This window comes from Dokdonella sp. (assembly GCF_044227025.1).
GTDB lineage: Bacteria > Pseudomonadota > Gammaproteobacteria > Xanthomonadales > Rhodanobacteraceae > Dokdonella_A.
This window is the reverse complement of the sequence record NZ_JBGAFX010000006.1, coordinates 208,863-230,193: the sequence shown is the minus strand read 5'-3', so window position 1 is coordinate 230,193 and position 21,331 is coordinate 208,863. Positions and strand designations below refer to the sequence as shown.

Below are 21,331 nucleotides of genomic sequence, written 5' to 3'. Positions count from 1 at the left end.
TCCCGCGGGGAACGATGGCCGCCGGTCGCGCCCGCCGAGTCGCTTGCATTAGGCTGCACCGATGGATCCGGTCACATGTTGGGCAATCACCGACGGAGCCGCGGGGAACGAGCGCCAGGCGCTCGCGCTCGCGCGCGCGCTCGCGCTCGAGCCGCGAGTGGTGCGCATCCGCGTGCGCCAGCCGTGGGATGCGCTCGCGCCGCGTCTGCTTGCCGGCGCATCGCACGCGATCCGCGATGAACATGGCGCCGCGCTGGCGCCACCATGGCCCGACCTCGCGATCGGTTGCGGCCGGCGCGCCGCGCTCGCCACACGCCTGCTGCGCGACTGCAGCGCGGGGCATGCGCGCACCGTGCAGATCCTCGACCCGCGCATCGACAGCCGTGCGTTCGACCTCGTGATCGCGCCGGCGCACGACGGCATTTCTGGCGACAACGTGATCCGCAGCATCGGCGCGTTGAACCCGGTCGACCACGCCTGGCTCGCCGACGGCCGCGCGCGCTTCGCCCGGTTCGCGGCGTTGCCGGGGCCGCGCACGAGCGTGCTGGTCGGCGCCTCCAATCGCGCGCAGCGGCTCGACGCTGCATATTTCTCCGCCCTGCTCGATCGCCTAGAAGCCTGGCACACCAGCGACGGCGGCAGCTTCCTCGTCAGCGTGTCGCGACGCACGCCGCGCGCGGTCACCGAATCCCTGCGCCGCGCGTTCGCGAACCTGCCCGGCATGTTCTGGTCCAGCGATGCCGACGGCGAAAACCCCTACGCTGGCCTGCTCGCATGGGCCGACCGCCTGGTAGTCACGCCCGACTCGGTGAACATGCTGAGCGAAGCGTGTGCGACCGGCAAGCCGGTCTACACCTATGCACCGCGCGCGATCGGCGGCAAGCTCGCCGCATTCCACGCCGAGCTGGCGGCCAGCGGTCACCTGCGCGCGCTCGGCGATGAAACGCCGCGCCCGCAACCGCCACCGCTCGCCGAGACGGCAGCCATCGCCGAACTCGTGCGCGCGCGCTGGCACGCCACACGGCGTCCTTTGGGCACGACGTCCCCGTAGGGCGGGTCGCGTCGCGCAGCGGCGACTCGCGCGTACCGCCCTACAACGGCGGCCGGATGCGCAACACCGGTCGCGGATGCGGGCCGTCGTGCGCATCGTGGTCGAACGGCGAATAGCCGAGATCCTCGCGTTCCTGCGCGAAACGGCGCGCGAGCGCGAGCAGTTCGCGATACGCCGCGAGCGCGGCATCGCGCTGGCGACCGGAACGGAAGGCGTAACTCGGCGGATCGGCGTGCATCGGCTGCAGCGCGGCATCGCCGTCGGCAGTTCCCGCTTCGGCACGCAGCAACCCGTCGAACGCTTCGCCGAGTACGCGCATCGCAACGCGATAGCGGACCCAGCGATGGTTGCGCCAGCCGGTCACCACCCCCGGCGGCGGATCGCGCTGCGCATAGTGCGCGAGCAGCAGGTCGGCGGCGGCCTCGCCGCGCACGGCGAGGCGCTCGATCAGCGCCGGCGCCATGCGCAGGTTGAGCCCGCCCTCTCCTTCCTTCAGGCGCACCGCGACGATGCGGTCGCGGTAACCAGGGATCGCGAGCTGGGTGCTGTCGCTCCAGTCCTGCATGGTGGTCAGGATCGCGCCGATGAAACTGCGCAGCCCCTTGCGCTCCACATCCACCACCGTGCTTGTCGCACCGCTGCCGTTGTGGTCGGGCATCCAGACGAAGTCGACCGGATCCCGCGGCTCGGGCGGCACGAATTCGGCATCGACCAGATTGATGCCGAAAGTCGGTCGCGACGGCACCAGCGCGTCGAAGTAGTGGATCGGGAAGTTGCTGCAGATGCCGCCGTCGGAGAACCACACGCGTTCGGCGACGTGCCGCCACTGCCCGGGCGCACGCGGAACCGGGTCGAGCCTTTCGCGCCACAGCGGCACCGCCGAAAGCAGCAGAGGGAATGCGAGGCTCATGCGCACCGCCACCAGCACCGGCAGGTCTTCCATCTCCGGCATGCGATAGCGTCCGCGCAATGCGCCGTCCTCGATGCGGCCGGGCGAGTCCGCCAGCAGTGCGTCGACAACGTCCTGCGGAAACAGCGCGCGCATTTCGTCGACGTCGAAGCAGAACGTCGCGTTGTCGAGCGGCAAGCTGTACGGACGCCCCTGGCTCAACGCAGTCGTCATCAGGCGCAGGTCGATGTCGCGCTCGCGCGCATGCACGCGCGCGGACGCGGCGACGTAGTCCGCCGGCGGTGCATGGCCGCGCCAGAGATCGCCGAAGCGCAGCGGGCGCCGTGGATCGAGTCCGGCCAGCGACTGCAACGTCGCATGCAGCCACGGCGTCAGCGCATCGTCGCCACCGAGCCCGGAACACAGACCGTAACCGTTCGCCGGCAGGACGCGCAGCGCGTGGCAGGCGATGCGCACGGCCAACACGAGAACAAAGGTGACAAACGCTGCAAACAGCGCAGCCGCAGCGCCCACCCATGCGAGCGCACTGCCGGCGAAATCGGAATGACCCAGCAGCGACAGCGCCAGCAGCGCGACCAGCAACGCGAACAACGCCGTGAGCGGGAACCAGCGCAGGGACGCCAACAGCCAGCGCGCAGCCGCAAGTCCTCGTGCGCGCTGTTCCGGCATCAGGCCGGCAACCAACAGGTGGTACAGGCGTCGCGTCGACGACTGCGGCTGGAACAGGCGGAACAGGCGCGTCGCGCCGCGCGCGCTGCCGTCGACGGTTTGCGCCAGCTGGTCGGACAGGCCGCGCAGGCGCTCGAAACCACCTGTGGCGCGCCCGTATTCGGCAGCGGCCGCAGCAGCAGCGGCGATCGCACCGGCCGATGCGCCGCCAACGCTGCGCAGACGGTAGTGCGCGGCAAGTCGCGCGATCGCGCGCGGATAGACGACGCCACTGGTAATGCCGCCCTTCATGACGACATCGCATTCGGGCCGATTCATCGCCACGTCGTGCATGTTCCGCTCCGTCGCCGTTGCCCTGCGCCACCATACCAGCGCGCCGGCGCGGGGCACGCTTTTTTACAATGCCGCATCGCGCGAGGTCCTCCAGTCACCTGCCCGTGGAGCGCAGCTTGCGCTGCCCTTGCCTTCTCGTGCGCCTGCGCCGGGCAAGCTCGGCTACGAGGACATGGCATCCGCGAAATCGAAGCCGCACCGTCGCGCGGCGGCGCGCACGGCCTGCGTCGCGCGCTCGATGTCGGCATCGCGCGCGACCACGCGCGGGCGCGCATCGAGCGTGCAGCGGATCGCGCGCGCCAGCAGGTCGGCATGCGCGGTGGCGAGCGCGCTGGCGGTCTCCGCGTCGATCACGCCGCAGGCACGCAGCGCGTCGATCAAGGCGGCGCTGCCGCCATCGGCGAGCAGTGCCGGATGCCGCGCGGCGTGCTGCAACACCAGACCCTGCAACAGGAACTCGATGTCGACCAGCCCGCCGGCGCCCTGCTTGAGGTCGAACTCGACCGCAGTGGATCGATCCCGCTCGGCGCGCCAGCGCGCACGCATGTCGGTCACCTCGACCCGCAGGGCGTCGGCGTCACGCGGCTGCGCAAGCAGGTTCGCGCGGATCGTCGCGAAGCGCCGCGCCAACGCGCCATCGCCGGCGGTCGCCCGCGCGCGCACCAGCGCCTGCAGCTCCCAGGTCCAGGCGCGTTCGCGCTGGTAGGCCTCATAGCCGTCGAGACTCTGTACCAGCATGCCCTTGCTGCCGTCAGGACGCAGGCGCACGTCCACTTCGTACAGTCGCCCGGCGCGCGTCTGCGTGCCGAGCAGGTGCACGATGCGCTGCGCGAGGCGCGCGTAGTAGCGCATGCCATCGAGCGGCTTGGCGCCGTCGGACTCGCGCTGCGCGCGTGCGCCGTCATAGAGGAACACAAGGTCGAGGTCGGAACCGAAGCCGAGCTCGCAGCCGCCGAAACTGCCGTAGGCAACCACCACCAGGCCGCTGCCGCCACCCTCGTCCGCCGCAATGCGCCCATGTGCGGCGACCATGTCGCGCTCGGCAATGCGCAGCACCGACTCGACGACCGCACCGGCGACGTCGGCCAATGTCCGCGCCGACGCGACCGCGCCGACGCGATCGGCAAGAAACGCGAGCCCGACACGGAACAGTACCGACTGGCGTTGCTCCTGGATCAGCTCGATCTCCGCCTCCGGATCGGCCTCGCCGAGCAGGGCGAGGCGGCGCGCGAGTTCGTCGCTGATCGCCACGGCAGTCGGCGAGCTGGTGTCGATGCGATCGTCGAACAGGTCATCGAGCAGCAAGGGGTGCGCGATCACGCGCTCGGCCAGGAATGCGCTCGCGGAGAACACCGCGCCCAGCCGCTTCAGCGCAGCTGGCTGCTCGTCGAGCAGGGCTAGGTAGACCGAACGCCGCAGGATCGCCTGCACCAGGCGCAACAGGCGCACGAGGCAGCGCGCGGGCTCGGCTTGCGCGGCGGCTGCGGCGAACAGCGCCGGCATGACCGCATCGAGGCGCTCGCGCGCGCGTGCCGACATCGTGCGCAAGGCTGCGCCTCCGACCAGGGCTTCCAGCTCCGCCACGACTTGCGTCGGCGGATCGAACCCCGCCGCCGAAACCGCCGCCGACGTCACGCCCTCGTCAACCGCGGCGCGCCAGAACTCGGGCCAGCGCGCCTGCGTCTGCTGCACGGTGCTGCGCGCATCGACCGCCATCAACGCCGCGAACTCCTCGGCGACGGCCATGCGGTGGCGTTGCAGTTCGATCTCCAGCGAAGCCCAGTCGGGGTGACCCAGGCCGAGCGCGAAGCGTTCGCGCACGCCGGCATCCGCCGGAATGGCGTGGGCCTGCTGGTCGGCGAACATCTGCACGCGGTTCTCGAGCCGGCGCAGGAAGCGATAGGCCTCGCGCAGCCTGTGCGCGCGAGCGGTCGGGATGAAACCGAGTTGCTCGCAGGCGGCCAGCGCCGGCAGCAGGCCGCGTGCGCGCAGCGTCGGTTCGCGCCCGCCACGAATCAACTGCACCAGCTGCACGATGAACTCGATCTCGCGGATGCCGCCCGAGCCGAGCTTGAGATCGTCGGCGAGGTCCTTGCGCGCGACCTCGGCGTCGATCAGGGCCTTCATCTCGCGCAGCCCCGCGAACGCGGTGTAGTCGAGATAGCGGCGGAACACGAACGGACGCAGCGTTTCGAGCAGGCGCGAACCGGCAGCGCGATCGCCGGCCACCGGACGCGCCTTGATCCATGCGTAGCGTTCCCAGTCGCGTCCTTCGCGCTGGAAATACTGCTCCATCGCGTTGAACGACAGCGCGAGTCGGCCGGCGCTGCCGAACGGCCGCAGGCGCAGGTCCACGCGGTATACATAACCGTCGACGCTGTGGTCGGCAAGCAGGCCGACCAGCGCCTGGCCGATACGTGCGTAGTAGGCAGTCGCATCGAGCGGGCGCGCGCCGTCGCTGTCGGCGTGCTCGGCGAACGCGAACACGAGATCGATGTCGGACGAGAAGTTCAACTCACCGCCGCCGAGCTTGCCGAGGCCGAGCACGACCATGCGCTGCTCGCGACCGCGCGCGTCGCGCACGACGCCGTGACGTTGCGCAACCTGCGCCTCGGCGCCACGCAGCGCCGCCTCGAGGCAGGTTTCGGCGAGCACCGAGGCACCGGCGAGCGTGGTCTCGACGCTGTCCGTGCCGGTCACGTCGCGCCAGATCAGGCGCAACGCCTCGCGCAGTCGGAAACGCCGCAGCTGGCGGCGCAACTCGGTCGTGTCGCGCACGTCGGCAAGCATGCCCGCGCGCGCGTCCGCGTGGCGCGGGTCACTCATCAGCTGCAGGAAATCGGCGCTGAGCAGGGCCGGCTCGCGCAGCAGGCTGTGGTATGCGAAATCGCTTGCGAGCAGCACGCACGACAGATGGTCGTCGACGCCCGCGTCATCATGGAATGGCACGCTCGCCTCGCGGCAGGCCGCCTCGATCCGCGACAGGCGTTCGTTGAGGAAGGCGGCGGTCGGGCGCGGCCAGCGGGTCGGTTCGAGCATGGTCGGCGCATTGTGGCAGCACCCCGGCGAGTGCGGCCAGCGCGCCCGGCGACCAGCACGGCGTTGGCGCCACGCCGTGGAGGTGCGGCAGGACACAACCCGCACCCGCGCGGCCCGGCATTGATGGGAAGCGTCGCCCGCTCCGCGTCGTGCCATGATGTCTTCGCGCTTCGGCGACATCGTGGCCATTCATGCAGCCGTTCATCGTTGACGCATGGCGCCACGCATGATAAGTGGAGAATTCCTGTGTCGCCGCACGGCGTCTCACACCGTGCAGCGATCCGGACTGGCGACCGTCCGCGACGGGCGCAAAACCTACGGGAGCGAGTATTGCGGGGTTTTGCCAGGCAATGCACGCAGTCGGTCGTCGCCGCTACACGCGATCGACACTTGTTCCTGTACTTGGGGGGTTCACGCAGTCATCTTAGGAGGTTGCTTTGAATACACGAGACATCAGCAAACCATCGGTACTTGCCGTCTGCATTGCGATCGCGCTCGGCGTGCCGATGCTGGCTTCCGCCCAAACGCGCGAGGTGATCGGTCCGCAGTCCAACGCCAAGCAGCCGCCGGCTCCGCCGCAGGCTCCCGGCATCAAGGCGGTGTGGTTGCCGCCAGCCAATGCGCTGTTCGACACCGGCAACCTTGCCGACGGCACCACTGCTTCCTGCTCTGCCGACGCCGGCAATTCGAGCTTCCTGCAAGCTCCCGGCACCCTCTTCGGTTTCGGCGCCTCCTCGGCCGGCGCCACGCGCATGGCGGACGATTTCGTCGTTCCGGCCGGTGGCGCCTGGACCCTGCAGAACGGCTACATCTTCTCCTACCAGACCGGCTCGACCACCACATCGACCTTCACGGCCGTATCGGCACGCATCTGGGACGGTCCGCCCGGCGATCCCGCGTCGAACATCGTCTGCGGCGATGACACCACCAACCGCATGACCGCCACCGAGTTCTCCGGCGTCTACCGCATGCAGGACACCGCACCCGGCTGCACGCGCCCGATCATGGTGGAGACGATCGACCTTTCGAGCTGCCCGGTACTCAATCAAGGCACCTACTGGCTCGACTGGCAGGCCACCGGTTCGCTTGCTTCCGGTCCGTGGGCGCCGCCACTGGCGATCCTCAACACGCAAGTGACCGGCAATGCCATGCAGTTCGCCACGGGTGCCTGGGGACCGGCGCTCGACGGCACGTCGACGCTTGGCATTCCGTTCGTGATCGCCGGCACTTCGGGTGCGGGCGTACCGACCATCACGGTCGATACCGCTTCGGCCGTCTTGACCGACCAGTGCGTATCGGCGCCTGGCCAGAACAACGGCGTGATCGAGCCCGGCGAGACGGTGCAGATCGCAGTGCCGGTCAGCGCGCTGAATGGCGACTTCCACAACGTCGTTGCCAGCCTCGGTCCGGCGCCGGCGGGCGTGACGTACGTGACGTCGAGCGTCCCGCTCGGCACCATCACGGGCGGCAGCTCGGCCACGGCGAACTTCGACATCCGCGTGGACACGACGGCGGCCTGCGTCAGTTCGTTCACCCTGCCAGTGAACATCGCCAGCGACGACGGCAGCGCGAGCGGCTCGATCAGTGCCGATGTCGGCGCGCCCGCCGGCTTCCCGCCGACCGACGTGCCGCTGCCCATTCCCGACAACGACCCGGCCGGCGCCACCTCGACGATCAACGTCACGCAGGACCTCACGCTCACCGCTCTCACCGTGCACGTCGATGTCACGCACACCTGGGTCGGCGACGTGACGCTCGTGCTGCACAGCCCGGCCGGAACCGCCATCACGCTGCTCGATCGCCCGGGCTACACGGGGACCGGCTTCGGATGCAGCAACAACGACATCCACGTCACCTTCGCGGATGGCCAGCCTGATCCGGAAACGGCCTGCGACGCCGCAGGCTCCGCCGCGGCATGGCCGGTGGCCGATGCGGCTCCGGTAACGCCACTGTCCACGCTGGCGGGCGAAAGCACGCTCGGCAACTGGACGTTGACCGCCTCCGACGGTGCGGGAGGCGATACCGGAACGATCGTCAGCTGGTCGCTGACACCGACACCGGCGTTCGTGGGCACCTGCTCGATCTGCGCCGATTCGGACATCATCTTCCGCAACGGCTTCGACGGACCGTAATCGTTCAACAGCGACGCAAACCAGGGGCCGGGACGTTTGTCCCGGCCCTTTTCAATTCCTAACGAACGGTTAATACAGCGTTGCCCCCTTCATGGCATCGTCACGCCCCTGTCATGAGGCCCCTCGCTCCCACTTCACTCGCCGCCGGCCCGAGCGTGCCGACGTGGCGACGCGAAAGCGCGCTGTTCGGCGCCTGCGCGTTGCTGCTGTTGCTGATGCTGGCGCGGCTCGATTCCGGCGCCGCGATCGAGCATGGCTCCACCGCAGACGAACTGCTGCGCCGGCTGCTGCTCAACGCGCTGCCGGCGCTCGCCGTGTTCGGCCTGCTGCTCGCGCTGACGCGACGCCTGCTGCTGTCGACGTGGCTGATGCTGCTGGTGCTGCTCGGCCTGTACGGCGCCAACGCCGCCAAGCTCGGCAGCCTGCAGGTGCCGTTGTTGCCGGCAGACCTGCGTTTCCTCGCCGAACCTGGTCCGGCCTTGCAGTTGTTCTCGCAGTATTTGCGTGTCGATGCGCTGCACGGCGCGCTGGTCGGGTGCGCACTCGGCATCACCCTGTTGCTTGCACGCGAACGCCGTCGCTGTGCGCTCGGCGGCTGGCCGCGGGTCGTGCTTGGCGCCGGCTCCCTGCTGGTCTGCGCATCGCTTGTTGCCGGCGCGACGCCATGGCGCCGACTGTACGACGCGGGCATGCCCGCGTTCCAGCCTTGGGCACTGGCCGAAAGCGCGAGCCGCACTGGCCTGATCGGCGGCATGCTGCTCTATCACTGGGAACTTGGCGGCGGCGATGTTCCCGCGGCTGATCCCGATGCCGCGCGCGCCCTGCTCGAGGCGAACGCGCCGGAGCTGCGCGCCGGCCTCGCCGCATCGACCAATGACGACGCGCTGCCCGACATCGTCGTCGTGCAGAGCGAATCGTTGTTCGATCCGGCACGTCTCAAGGGCGTCCTCAGCGGACGCTATCTCGGCAACCTGCATCGACTGGCGAAGAAGAGCGGGACTTCCGGCGATCTCGGCGTGCCGACGTTTGCCGGCGGCACCATCCGCACCGAGTTCGAAGTGCTGACCGGCGCGCCACTGGCCAGCCTTGGCGGCGTGCAGTACCCGTGGCTCGAACTCGATCGCGAGAACTATCCCGGCCTGGTGCGCGTGCTGAACCGGCATGGCTATCGCAGCGTCGCGATCCATCCGAATGCGGCCGCGTTCTGGAATCGCGCGCGCGCCTATCCGGCGCTCGGCTTTTCGCGCTTCGTCGACAGCGAATCGTTCGCGAGCGACCGCATCGTCGGCCTGTTCACTTCCGACGCGGCGCTGACCGACCGCGTGCTCGACGAGCTCGCCGATGACGGACCGCCGCAGTTCGTGTTCGCGATCAGCATGGAGAACCACGGTCCGTTTGACTGGCGACCTGGCCTCGATCCAAAGCGCCTCGCCGCGTTGCCGATGCCCGAACAGCTCGATGCCGGCGGGCGCCTGTGGCTGGGCAACTACCTGTACCTGCTCGACGACGCCGACCGCGAGCTGGCCCGCCTCGCCGAGACGCTCGCCAAGCGCAAGCGCCGCACCCTGTTGCTGTTCTACGGCGACCACCTCCCCGACCTCGGCCCGACCTACGCGCAACTCGGTTTCGACGACGGACGCGAGGCGAAGCAGCAACCGGTGCCATGGCTGTTGCTCGACAACCGCGAGCATCGCCCGCATCGCCTCGACACGCGCGCATGGATGCTGCCGGGCTTGCTGCTGCAGGCGGCCGGCATTCGCGACGACGCCTGGTTCAATGCGCTGGCAACGCTCGCACGCTCGCAGGATTTCGACCCCGACGACCCGCATTCGGTCGCCGGCGTCGACGCGCTGGCGCGCCTGCAACTGCGCGGCGAACTCGAACCGCTGCTCCACGACGCGCTGGCCCTCGCGCGCGAACACGCCGAAGCGCCGTAGTGGCGTTCGCCTGCTCGCGGGGTGTGACGGCGGCCACGCATCGGCTGCGAACAGGGCACGGATTTAGTTGATGCGGGTTGCCGGACGGGCCACTACACTGGTCCGGCTCGCGCCGAGGTGCTCGTGACCACCGCCACTCCACCGCCCGACGGCGACCTGATCCGGGACGCCTCGCTCGACGAACTGTTCAACGCCGTCTACGACCGACTCAAGGCGATGGCGAGCCGCCAGCTTTCGCGCGGCGCGCCCGGCACGCTCGACACCACCGCGCTGGTGCACGAGTTGTACCTGCGCTTCGATCGCGAGCGCGATCTCGCGTTCGAACATCCGGCGCAGTTCTTCGCCTATGCCGCACGCGCGATGCGCCATCTGCTGGCCGACCGCGCCCGCGCGCGCCTGCGCCTGAAAGCGGGCGGCGAATGGGTGCGCACGACCCTCGGCACCGATGCCGGCGACGCGCTCGCGATCACCAATGCCGAACAGGCGCTCGCGCTCGACGAGGCATTGACCCGGCTCGAACAGGACGATGCACGCGCCGCGCGCGTGGTGGAGCTGCGCTATTTCGCCGGGCTGCCGGCCGAACGCATCGCCGAGCTGCTGCAACTGACCCGGCGCACGGTCGATCGCGACTGGCGCTATGCACGCGCGTTCCTGCACGCCGCGCTGGAGTGAATGTCCAGATCCGGTCGCTTTCGTCGTTATCGTCAGGATGCACGCACAGCAGGCGGGTCCCCGATGGACAAGACAGGCGCGAATGCACGGGCATTGTTCGAACGGGCGCTGGAACTGGTTCCGGCCGAGCGCGCCGCATGGCTGGCAGCCAACTGCCCTGACCGCACGCAGCGCGAGGCGATCGAGCGCATGCTGGCGACCGACGCACAGGCCGACGCCCGCGTGCTCGACCGCTCGTTCGACGCCTTGCTCGAAAGCATTCCCGAGTCGCCCGCCGACGCCGATGCGCCGCCGCCCGGCACACGCATCGGACCGTTCACGCTGCTGGACAAGCTTGGCGAGGGCGGTTCTTCGGTCGTCTATCGCGCCGAACGCGAACAGGATGGCGTGTGCCAGCGAGTCGCACTCAAGCTGCTGCGGCGCGGGCTGTACACGGCGGCGGAACAGCGTCGCTTCCGCGACGAGCGACGCGCGCTGGCGCAGCTGCGCCATCCCGGCATTGCGCATCTGGTGGAGGGCGGCATCACCGATTCGGGCATTCCCTACATCGCGCTCGAACTGATCGAGGGCACATCGATCACCGAGCACGCACGCTCGCACCAGCTCGATCTGCGCGAGCGCCTCGGCCTGTTCGTCGCCGCCTGTCGCGCGGTGGACGCCGCGCATCGCGCGCTGATCGTGCATCGCGACCTGAAACCGTCGAACGTGCTGGTCACGCCCGAGGGCGCGGTCAAGTTGCTCGACTTCGGCATCGCCAAGCTGCTCGACGACGAACCGGACGCGACCCGCACCGACCATCGCGCGCTGACTCCCGGCTATGCCGCGCCCGAGCAATTCAGCGGCGGCGCGATCACCACCGCGACCGACGTGTATGCGCTCGGCGTGCTGCTCGGCGAGCTGATGACCGGCCAGCGCCGCGCGCCCGGCGACACCCATACGCCGTCCTCGCGGATTGCCGTGAATACACCGGCCGGCGTGCTGCCGGCGAGTGCGGACCGGACCCGCCGCCAGTTGCGCGGCGACCTCGACAACGTCGTGCTGAAGGCGACCGCGGAAGAACCGGAACGACGCTATCCGTCGGCAGCCGCGTTCGCCGACGACATCGAGCGCCACCTCGCGCAGCGGCCGGTACACGCGCATCCGCCGTCGAAGTGGTATCGCGCACGCAAGTTCGTCGCGCGCCATCGCGGCGGCGTGGCGACGACCTGCGCGTTCCTGCTGGCGGTGTTCGCCGCACTCGGCATCGCGCTGTGGCAGGCCGGCGTCGCGCGCGAGCAGGCGCAGCTGGCACGGCAGCAGGCGCAACGCGCCGAAGCCGTGCGCGACCTGCTGGTCGGCCTGTTCGATGCCGAAATTCCGTCGCGCCCGCGCGACGAGATGCCGGGCACTGCCGAACTGCTCGAACGAGGCGCCAACAACGCGATGCATGATCTCGGCGCTACGCCCGCAGTGCAAAGTAACCTGCTCGTCGCACTCGGCCGCGTCTACGACCACCTCGCGCTGCCGGACAAGGGCGAACCGGTTCTGGATGCCGCGATCGCCGCGGCGCGGCGCATCGAACCGCCCGACCCCGCCCTGCTGGCGGAAGCGCTCGGCGAGCGCGGCGAACTGGAGCTTTCGCGCAGCCATTACCCGCAGGCGCTGGCGTTCCTGCAGCAGGCATACGACCTGCAACTGGCGCATGTTCCCGACAGCCTCGCGCTGGCCCTGACGCTCGACCGCCGCGCGCACGCGCGCAGCCAGACCGGCGCACACGACGCGGCGATCGCCGACTACCATCGCGCGCTCGCGATCCGCGAACGCCTGCTGCCCGCCGGCGATGCCGAGATCCTCAACGACCTCAACGCGCTCGGCTCCGCCTACAACCGCGCCGGCCGCCCGCGCGATGCCTTGCCGCTGTTGCGCCGTGCCGTCGATGGCGCGCGTGCGGCGTTCGGCGACCAGCATGTGAAGACCGCCCACTACATCAAGAACCTCGCTGCGACCTTCGGCGCGCTGCGCGACTACGCCGAATCCGCACGCCTGACCGCGCAGTCGGTCGCCATCGAGCGCACGCTGTATCCGAAGGGAAGCCCCGACATCGTCAACGGCCTCAACAATCTCGGCGCGATCGATCTGACCCTTGGCCGCCTGCACGCGGCGCGCGAGGTGCTTGAAGAAGGCCGCATGGTCAATCGCGATGCCGGCCTCGACGTCTCGATGGGACAGACCTTCGTGCTCGGCAATCTCGCGCGCGCCGAAAGCCTGCTCGGCGAGCGCACGCAGGCGTTGCAACTGCTGGACAGCGCCGAACGCAGCGCGATCGCGCTCGTCGGTGCGGAGCACGCGCGCACGCGTTCGCTGGTGGTGCAGCGCGACGCACTCGCGCTCGAAGAGGATCCGGGCAACGCCGCCCTGGTCGTCACGCGCATGCAGGACGTGCTCGCACATGCGGATGAGCTTGGCCAGTTCCGCGCTCGCAGCGAAATCGAAGCGCATTGCACGCTCGGCCTCGCGCAGGCGATCCTCGGCCACGACACCGAAGCGGACGCCGCGCTGGCCGCGGCCGCAGCCGCCTTGCCGGTCGATCACGTCGACCCGTTGCTGCTGCCGGCGGTCGCCGCCCGCGCGCAGTGGCAGCACGCGCATGGCCAGGATGCCGCGGCGTACGCGCTGCTCACCGACTGGATCGCACGCGCCGCGCGCGAACTGGCGCCGTCGCACTACGCACTCGGCCTGCTCCATCTGGCGCTCGCGGAGATGCAGTCGCCTGCAGACGCGCGGCCGCATCTCGAGGCCGCGCGCTCAGCCTTCGTCGAACTGCCGAATGACCACCCGTGGCAGCGGCGCCTGGCTGCGCTGGATGTTTCGCGCTGAGGTCCGACCTCGGTGCCTGCGGGCGCCAGCACACGTTGAACTGCGGCAGCGGCACTGCCGAAACGATCTTTTGCGACGGCTTCGCGCTCTTCTGATCGCGCACGGCGACGATTCGTCGCGTGCCAACGCCCTCCGCACGCCGCCGCCGATGTCCAGGATCCGCATGGAACGGCGTTCTTCTGGAAAGCCCGCGCATGGCGGCATCGGGAGAACGAAATGGACGCTGCGAAGAGCAGGATCACGACGCGGTTGGATTCGATTCGTCGCGCACTCGCATGGGCTGCGACCGCCGGCATCCTCGCCTGCCATGCCGCGCAGGCGATGATCACGGTCGGCAATCCGTCCGATACCGACTGCAATTTCCACGACATCGCCGCGGCCGTGCAGGCAGCGGGCCAGTCGCCGGGCTTCGACCTCATTGCGGTTTCGGGCGGCCCCTGGACCTCGCAAACCACGATCACCGACCACGACGCCGACGGATTGACCATCGAAGGCGGTTTCGCCAATTGCAGCGCCGGCATCTCGACCGGCCGCTCGACCATCGACGGTTCCGGCGCGGCGCCGTCAGGCCCGCTGATCGTCCACAGCGGCAACGGCAGCCTCACCCTGCTGCACCTGGTCCTGCAGAACGGCAAGGGAGGCGTCCAGTCGGTCGTCGCAGGCCCCCTGACCCTCAGCGACGTGCTGGTCTATTCGAACCACGCCGACTATGGCGGCGGCTTGTTCGTCAGCGGCAACGACATCTTCCGCATGCATCTGACGCTGATCGGGACCAGCATCAACAGCAACTCGGCGACCGCCAATGGCGGCGGCCTCTATCTCAGCAACGTGGATGCGTCGATCTCCGGCGGCAGCAACATCCTCGCCAACATGGCGCAGGGCAGCAGCACCAGCGACGGCGGCGGCATCTACGCGATCGACTCGAACATCACCATGCGCGACCACAGCGTGTTCCCGTTCCCCAACATCGGCAGCAACTACGCGCAACGCAACGGCGGCGGCGTCTACTACTCGACGTCGCACGCGGGGGCGTACGAAATGCTGCTGTGGAACGACCGCGCGAATGCGCCGATCATCGTTTCCGAGAATACGGCGCAGAGCCAGGGTGGCGGGTTCTACCTGTCATCGATTGCTTCCGGACACCAGGTGTACTCGTTCATCGGCCTCGAGAACGCCCGCATCGACAACAACAACTCGTATGAAGGGGCTGCGATCTACGCCTTTTCCAGCGGCAGCACCTTTTCGGTGGGCACCCAGATCCAGATGGCGCAAACGGTACCCGGCAATTCTATTCCGCCCTGTGCCGCCGGCGTCGAATGCAATACGATCAACGGAAACCATGCGATCGGCGGCTCGGTGGTGCAGCTGAGCGGCGCGGGGGATTCCGGATCGACGTCGTTCGCGATGTATCGCGGCCGCATGCGCGACAACCGGGGCGGCGCCCTGGTCGGCGGCAACGCCTACATCAACATCGAGAGCAGCCTGATCACCGGCAACGAGATCGATGGCGGTGGCGACCTCATGTTCGACATCTCCAACACGCTGCGCATCGCCAACAGCACGATCGCCTACAACACCATCGCCGGCAGCGAACTGTTCACCGTGATCCTGCCGCCGGCATCGCTTGAGATCCTGCACAGCCTGCTGGTGCAATCGACCGCGGGCGCGACGCAAGGCTATCTGATCGGCGCCGGCGTGCCCGTCACCGTGCGCGACATCGGGGCACTCAATGTCGGCATCAGTGGTACCAACGTGCAGTTCCTGACCGACCCGTTCGTCAACTCCGCCGGCGGGAACTTCCACATCCTCGGCACGTCCTCGGCCGTAGATCGCTGGGGCGACAGCGGCGACCCGAATGATCCGCCGCCGACGATCGACCTCGACGGCGCGTTGCGCCCGCACCTGCGCAATTCGCCGACGACACCCTACGATTTCGGCGCCTACGAGGCCGATGCAATCATCGATCCCATCTTCATCAATGGCTTCGATCCGTAGCGACAAATTCAACGATCCATGATGCACCACCCCGCCGCTCGCCGTCGGCGAGCTGGCGGCGGCGCGCTGCGGAACTCGCCCGCGCCGCCGCCGATTGCAACGACGGGCGACGCAGCTCATGCTGCGCGGATCCAGGGGAGGTGTGCATGACGAAGGAGAACGCGGAACGCGGTCGACGGCGCGTGCGCGATCTGTTCGAGGAAGCGGTCGCGCTGCCACCTGCGGCGCGGGGCGACTGGCTCGAAGCGAACGTCGACGACGCCGGCACGCGCGCCGAAGTCGAACGCCTGATCGCCGCCGACGACTTGCCGGACACGCGCGTGCTCGACCACTCCGTCGACGACCTCGTTGCGCGCGTCGGCGAACCGGATGAAGAAGCGGCGCCTGCTGCCGGCGACACCGTCGGCTCGTTCTCGCTCGGCGACATGCTCGGCGAAGGTGGCTCCTCGCTGGTCTACCGCGCCAGCCGCGAGCAGGACGGGGTGCGCCAGCACGTCGCACTCAAGCTGCTGCGCCGCGGACTGCAAACGGCCGACGAGCGCCGCCGCTTCCGCGACGAGCGACGAGCGCTCGCGCAACTGCGCCATCCCGGCATCGCACACCTGATCGAAGGCGGATACAGCGACGCCGGCGTGCCCTACATCGCGCTGGAACTCGTCGACGGCGTGCCGATCACCGACCATGCGCGCGCACGCGAACTCGACCTGCGCGCGCGCCTGCGCCTGTTCGTCGATGCCTGCCGCGCGGTCGAGACCGCCCATCGCGCCCTGATCGTGCATCGCGACCTCAAACCATCGAACGTACTGGTCACGCGCGATGGCGTGGTCAAGCTGCTCGACTTCGGCATCGCCAAGCTGCTCGACGCCGACGACGATCCGCAAGGCCAGCACACGCAGCATCACGCGATGACCCCGGCGTATGCAGCGCCGGAACAGTTCGCGCGCGGCGCGATCACCACCGCGACCGACGTCTATGCACTCGGCGTGCTGCTCGGCGAGTTGATTTGCGGACAACGCCGCGCACCCGGCGACACCCATCCGCCGTCGGCGCGCGTCAGCGGCGAGCCGGGTCCGGGCGCCCTGCCCGCGCCGCCTGCGCTCACGCGCCGGCTGCTGCGCGGCGATCTCGACAACATCGTGCTGAAGGCGACCGCGACGGAACCGGAACTGCGTTATGCCTCGGCCGGCGCGCTCGCCGACGACATCGAGCGTCACCTCGCCGGGCAACCCGTGCTTGCGCACCCGCCATCGGCGCGCTATCGCGCACGCAAGTTCGTCGCGCGCCATCGCGCCGGCGTCGCGATGAGCGCAGCCGTCTGCGTGGCGGTGCTGTTGTCGCTCGGCATCGCGGTGTGGCAGGCAAGGATCGCGCGCGAGCAGGCGCGCCTCGCGCACCATCAATCGATGCGCGCGAACGCGACGCGCGATTTCATGGTCGAACTGCTCAAGACCGCCAGCGCCGACCTGCCGAAGGACGAGCGCCCGTCTCCGCAGCAGCTCGTCGACCAGGCCGCGCGCGACGTGCGGGAGGATCCCGACATGGATCCGTTCGTGCGCGCGCAGGTCCTGCTCACGCTCGGCTCGATCGCGCGCAGCGACGGCGACTACGCGAACGCGGGCCGCCTGATCGACGAGGCGATGCAGCGGGAGCGCGAACTCGGCGTGCCACCGGAGTCACCGGACTGGCTGGCCGTCGCCACCGAGAAGGGCAACCTGTTGCACTCGACCGGGCGTTCCGACGAGGCGGACCGCCTGATGGCCGACCTCGTTCCCGCGATGCTCGCATCGGATACCGAACCCGCGCTGTCCGGCCTGATGCTGTACGGCGCGACGCGCGCCTATGCCGGCGATACCGAACGCGCCGCAACGATCGCGCAGCAGGCGCTGACCAAGGCACAACGAGTGTTCGGCGCCGATTCGGTCAACGGCATCGCGACCGCGACGTACCTTGGCCAGCTCTGCTCGAGCATCGGCCGCTACCACGAAGCCGAGACGATCCTCGATGAGGCAATCGCGCGCTGGCGCCGCCTCGGCCGCCCGCAGGACCAGCAGTTCGCACGCTCGCTGCTGCACCTGGCGGTCGCCAGACAGCAGCTCGGCAAGCGCGCCGAGGTCGAGCCGCTGTTCCGCGAAGGCATCGCGCTGATGCGCCGCATCTACGACGGCCCGCACGACCGTCTCGCGATGGGCCTGGTCCGCTACGGCACGTTTCTCACCGAGGCGGAGCGCTTCGACGACGCACAAGCGGCGATCGACGAAGCGCTCGCCGCCTATCGGAAACTGCTCGGTGACGATGACGCCAAGACCGCGACCGCACTCGATGCGGCGGGCGAGCTCGCGCGCGCGCGCAACGCGCCAGCGCAGGCGGAGCCGTTGCTGCGCACGGCGTACGCAACGTTGCAGGCTCGCGCACACGATGCCGGATACGGCCTCGAACTCGCGGCGGCCCGCCTGCATCTGGCCGACACCCTGCTCGACCTCGGTCGCACGGACGAGGCCGCTGCGCTGGCGGCGATCGGCATCGAGGACGCACCTCCGCTCCAGCGCGAGCCGCTGTCTCCGGAAGCGCAGCGCATCGGCGGTCGCATCGCACTCGCACGCGCGCAGCCGCAACCTGCGCTCGACGCCGCCGATCGCGCGCTCGCGCAACTCGGGCGCCGCGACCCGCCGCCACCGCTCGCGCAAACCCGCATTCGCGAACTGCGCACGCAGGCACTGCTCGCGCTTGGACGCACCGGCGACGCGGTCGCCGAGGCGAATCGCGCGCTCGCCAGCCTGCATGCAGCGGTGCCGGAAGCGCACTTGCGCGAAGCCGGCCTGCTCGCGCTGCGCGCACGCTGCGAGCGTGCCGACGGACGCGCCGACGCCGCCACCGCTTCGATCGCACAGGCACGCGCACTCGGCGTACCTGCGGCCCTGCTCGCCGAGCGCGACCGCGCGCTGCTGGAGACGACTGCTCCCTGATCGCCATCCACCTGTTCCCGCCGACGCTACCGGTGCGATTCGGCGTGGCACGCGATTCGCGGTCGCGGTCCGCATCGGCGCAGGAATTCCCGCTCGTCAGCACGCCAGGTCCGTGCACAAGCAAAGCAGGATGTCCACTCTCCGACGCAACGGCGTTACTCGACAGCACGATCCCGAGATGCGCCGCCATGCCTGCTCCCTCCAGCCACTCGCCGTTGCGCTTCGCATCCATCCTGTTCGCCGCCCTCGCCGCAAATCGCGCCGAGCCGATGATCGCCGTCGCGCAACCGCGGTCGACCTCGATGGCAACGCGCCCTTGCCAGTTCGACAACGCGTCCACGCCTTGCGACTTCGGCTGTTGCGCAGCGGACGCGGTCGCTGTTGCATTCTTCGCCAACGCCTTCAACGACCGGAGAACAACGCTCGTCTCGTCCACCGAGGCGACAGCAATCATTCAACCGCAGCGGGGGGAGGTTGCATGAAAGCCATGTTCCGCATCGCGCTCCGCGCCATGTTCGTCGTTGGCACCTGCACCGCGGCGCCGATGGCCGTCGCGCAGAGCTGTGCCGTGCCTGCCCAACTCACGCCGAACACGTCGCAATCGCTCGACAGGTGCCAGGGAGAAACCGGCCTCGTCCTCGCCTGCAATGCTTTTCCACTGTATGGACGCGCTGCGATCGTGCGAATGGACCTGCCTTACCCTGCCGGCCTGCTCGAAGTGCAGTCGATGACGGTCGGCTACGATCCCGCGCTGTTCCTTCTGCGAGCGGCCTGCAACAACTCGGCCGGCTGCGGCTATGCCAGCAATTCCGGAACCGTGGTCGACTCGATGGACCTCGCCCTCGTCGATTCGGGCAGTTACTTCCTCGCGATCGCGACGCCATATCCGGGAACACCGGATTGCGGGCAGGTACTGGTTACCTACTGGCTCACGCCCGAGCAGCAGGCACTGCTGCAGGACGGCGTTTTCCGCGGCGGCCTCAGCGCACCGCCGATACTGCCGTGAACGCAGCGACGCGCGCGTTCAGGCCACCGCCACGCGCGCACGGAGCAGCGCCTGCGCGACGCCTTCGCCGGTCTCCACGCCGCCTTCCATGAAGCCCTGGTTGTCGAGCGCGCAATGTTCGCCGGCAAAATGCAGGTGGCCGACCGCCTCGCCGATCGCGCCGCGGATCGTCGTCCACTGACCCGGCGTGAAGCACGCGTAGCTGCCGCGGGTCCACGCGTGCGTCGGCCAGTGGAAGCGTGCCTCTCGCGCACCCGCGCGCGCGGCGGCGATGCCGGGCCAGATCGCTTCGAGCTGCTGCGCGGCCGTGTCGGCCTGCTGCTTCGGCGTGCCGTTGCCGATCTCGACACCGTGGCGGCCGCCGACGAAGTTGGTGAGGATGCCCGAGTTGCCGGCCTGCATGCGGCTGGTCTCCCAGGTCGTCTGCAACGGCAGGTCGCTGTAGGTCGCGCCGGCGCTCGCATGGCGCGTGCGCCAGACCCGCTCGCCGAAGCCGATCATGAGTTTCGCATTGGTGCCGTAGCGCAGTTCCTCGATCGCGCGGCGCTTCTGCGGCGGCAGGTCGAGGTCGAGCTGCACGTCGCGCAGGGTCGTGAACGGCAACGCCAACACCACCCGCCGCGCACGCACGTCGTTGCTGGCGGCGCCGCGGCGGAAGGTCAAGCGGTAGTGGCCGTCGGCCTCCTGGCGCAGCGCTTCCAGCACGCTGCCGGTGCTGATCGCGTCGTCGAGTTTCGCCGCCAACGCATGCGGGATGCGGTCGTTGCCGCCGCGCACGTGGTAGCGCTCGTCGCTCGCGCCGAAGATGCGGAACGCGTCGGTGCCCGGATCGATGAAGGTTAGGAAGTTGAGTGCGGACTGCTCCGCGCATTCGAGCCCCATCTCGGTGGTGTAGGCGACTTCGATCAGCGCGCGCAGCCAGCCGGCGGCGCCATTGCGATCGAGCCACTGCGTCATCGATTCCCGGTCGAGCGCTTCGGCACCGCCGGGTGCCGCCCAGGTGATCTGCTCGTCCGGCAGGCTGTCGGCATCCCGCTGGATCGCGGCAGCGAGCGGGGCGAACTCGCGCAGGATGTCGTGCTCGGAGTAGCGGCGCCCGCCGTGGAACCAGAGATCACCGAACACGGTGGTCGGGTCCTCGGCGAGATCGTCGAGCACGAGTCCGAGCTCGGCCGCGAGTGCGCGGATTCGTGCGTGGCCGCTATCGATCAGCTCGCCGCCGAGCTCGCATACCTGGCCGTCGGCGAAGTGTTCGCGCAGCGAGAACATGCGCCCGCCGATGCGCTCCTGCGCCTCGTGGAGCGCCACGCGCACGCCCGCCTGGCGCAGGCGCCACGCACAGGTCAGGCCGGCGATGCCGGCGCCGACGATGACGACTTCCTCCGCAGCGTCGTCGTGCATTCGCAGCGCCGCCGGCGTGCACGCGGCGAGTGCGAGTGCCACCGAGGCACCGAGCGAATCGCGCAGGAATCGCCGGCGCGCGCGGTCGACGCGCGCTTCGCGCTCGCGCGCGATGGCCTCGTCCAACGGCTCGCCGCTGCGCGCGCAATGCGCCGCGATCGCGGCTCCCCGCCGCAGGATGTCCACGAGTGGTGTGCGCGCCATGAAGACTCCCCCATCGTCGTCAGGACCGACAGCCTAGCGCAGTCGCCGATGTGCCGCCGCGCGAAGGCGCGCCCGTGGCTGGTGACCGCGAGCAGCCGGCCAGCCAGGCAGGCTGAATCCGGAGTCGTGGTGGCACACGCGGCGCACGGGCGCGGCCCCGCAC

Annotated in this window: 11 protein-coding genes; 8 read left to right on the top strand and 3 right to left on the bottom strand. The window is 69.5% G+C overall.

The features are described 5' to 3' along the window. The first annotated feature begins 61 nt into the window (after positions 1–61). Entirely contained in the window at positions 62–1,051 is a 990-nt protein-coding gene (locus ACILRJ_RS15210; RefSeq protein ID WP_395684048.1) for a mitochondrial fission ELM1 family protein, read from the top strand. Between the two features lie 40 nt (positions 1,052–1,091). Here the strand turns inward: ACILRJ_RS15210 and ACILRJ_RS15205 are convergent, their stop codons facing one another. Continuing rightward, positions 1,092–2,963 carry a hypothetical protein gene (locus ACILRJ_RS15205; RefSeq protein WP_395684047.1) on the bottom strand — a complete coding sequence of 624 codons (1,872 nt, stop codon included), beginning with the start codon at positions 2,961–2,963 and terminating at the stop codon, positions 1,092–1,094. 162 nt (positions 2,964–3,125) lie between these two features. After that, positions 3,126–6,002, bottom strand: coding sequence for a bifunctional [glutamate--ammonia ligase]-adenylyl-L-tyrosine phosphorylase/[glutamate--ammonia-ligase] adenylyltransferase (gene glnE / locus ACILRJ_RS15200; protein ID WP_395684046.1), 2,877 nt, complete (start codon positions 6,000–6,002; stop codon positions 3,126–3,128). Between the two features lie 437 nt (positions 6,003–6,439). Here glnE and ACILRJ_RS15195 point away from each other — a divergent pair, with 437 nt between their 5' ends. From ACILRJ_RS15195 to ACILRJ_RS15165, 7 genes are all read left to right on the top strand, one after another. Continuing rightward, positions 6,440–8,134, top strand: coding sequence for a proprotein convertase P-domain-containing protein (locus tag ACILRJ_RS15195; RefSeq protein ID WP_395684045.1), 1,695 nt, complete (start codon positions 6,440–6,442; stop codon positions 8,132–8,134). 113 nt (positions 8,135–8,247) lie between these two features. Next, positions 8,248–10,071: an LTA synthase family protein gene (locus ACILRJ_RS15190; RefSeq protein ID WP_395684044.1), complete on the top strand. Its 1,824-nt coding sequence runs from the start codon at positions 8,248–8,250 to the stop codon at positions 10,069–10,071. Positions 10,072–10,194: 123 nt separating this feature from the next. Further along, complete coding sequence (locus ACILRJ_RS15185; RefSeq protein WP_395684043.1) at positions 10,195–10,743, top strand: ECF-type sigma factor; 549 nt, start codon at positions 10,195–10,197, stop codon at positions 10,741–10,743. Between the two features lie 63 nt (positions 10,744–10,806). After that, a complete protein-coding gene (locus ACILRJ_RS15180) occupies positions 10,807–13,599 on the top strand; it encodes a protein kinase domain-containing protein (RefSeq protein WP_395684042.1) in 2,793 nt (930 codons plus the stop codon). A 216-nt stretch (positions 13,600–13,815) separates the two neighbouring features. Next, positions 13,816–15,594 (top strand): hypothetical protein, encoded by a 1,779-nt coding sequence (locus ACILRJ_RS15175; protein ID WP_395684041.1) that lies wholly within the window; start codon positions 13,816–13,818, stop codon positions 15,592–15,594. A 146-nt stretch (positions 15,595–15,740) separates the two neighbouring features. Then, complete coding sequence (locus ACILRJ_RS15170) at positions 15,741–18,557, top strand: protein kinase domain-containing protein (RefSeq protein ID WP_395684040.1); 2,817 nt, start codon at positions 15,741–15,743, stop codon at positions 18,555–18,557. Positions 18,558–19,035: 478 nt separating this feature from the next. After that, positions 19,036–19,563, top strand: coding sequence for a hypothetical protein (locus tag ACILRJ_RS15165; protein ID WP_395684039.1), 528 nt, complete (start codon positions 19,036–19,038; stop codon positions 19,561–19,563). An 18-nt stretch (positions 19,564–19,581) separates the two neighbouring features. Here ACILRJ_RS15165 and ACILRJ_RS15160 read toward each other — a convergent pair whose 3' ends face one another. Then, positions 19,582–21,168 carry an FAD-dependent oxidoreductase gene (locus tag ACILRJ_RS15160; protein WP_395684038.1) on the bottom strand — a complete coding sequence of 529 codons (1,587 nt, stop codon included), beginning with the start codon at positions 21,166–21,168 and terminating at the stop codon, positions 19,582–19,584. Positions 21,169–21,331: the final 163 nt, after the last annotated feature.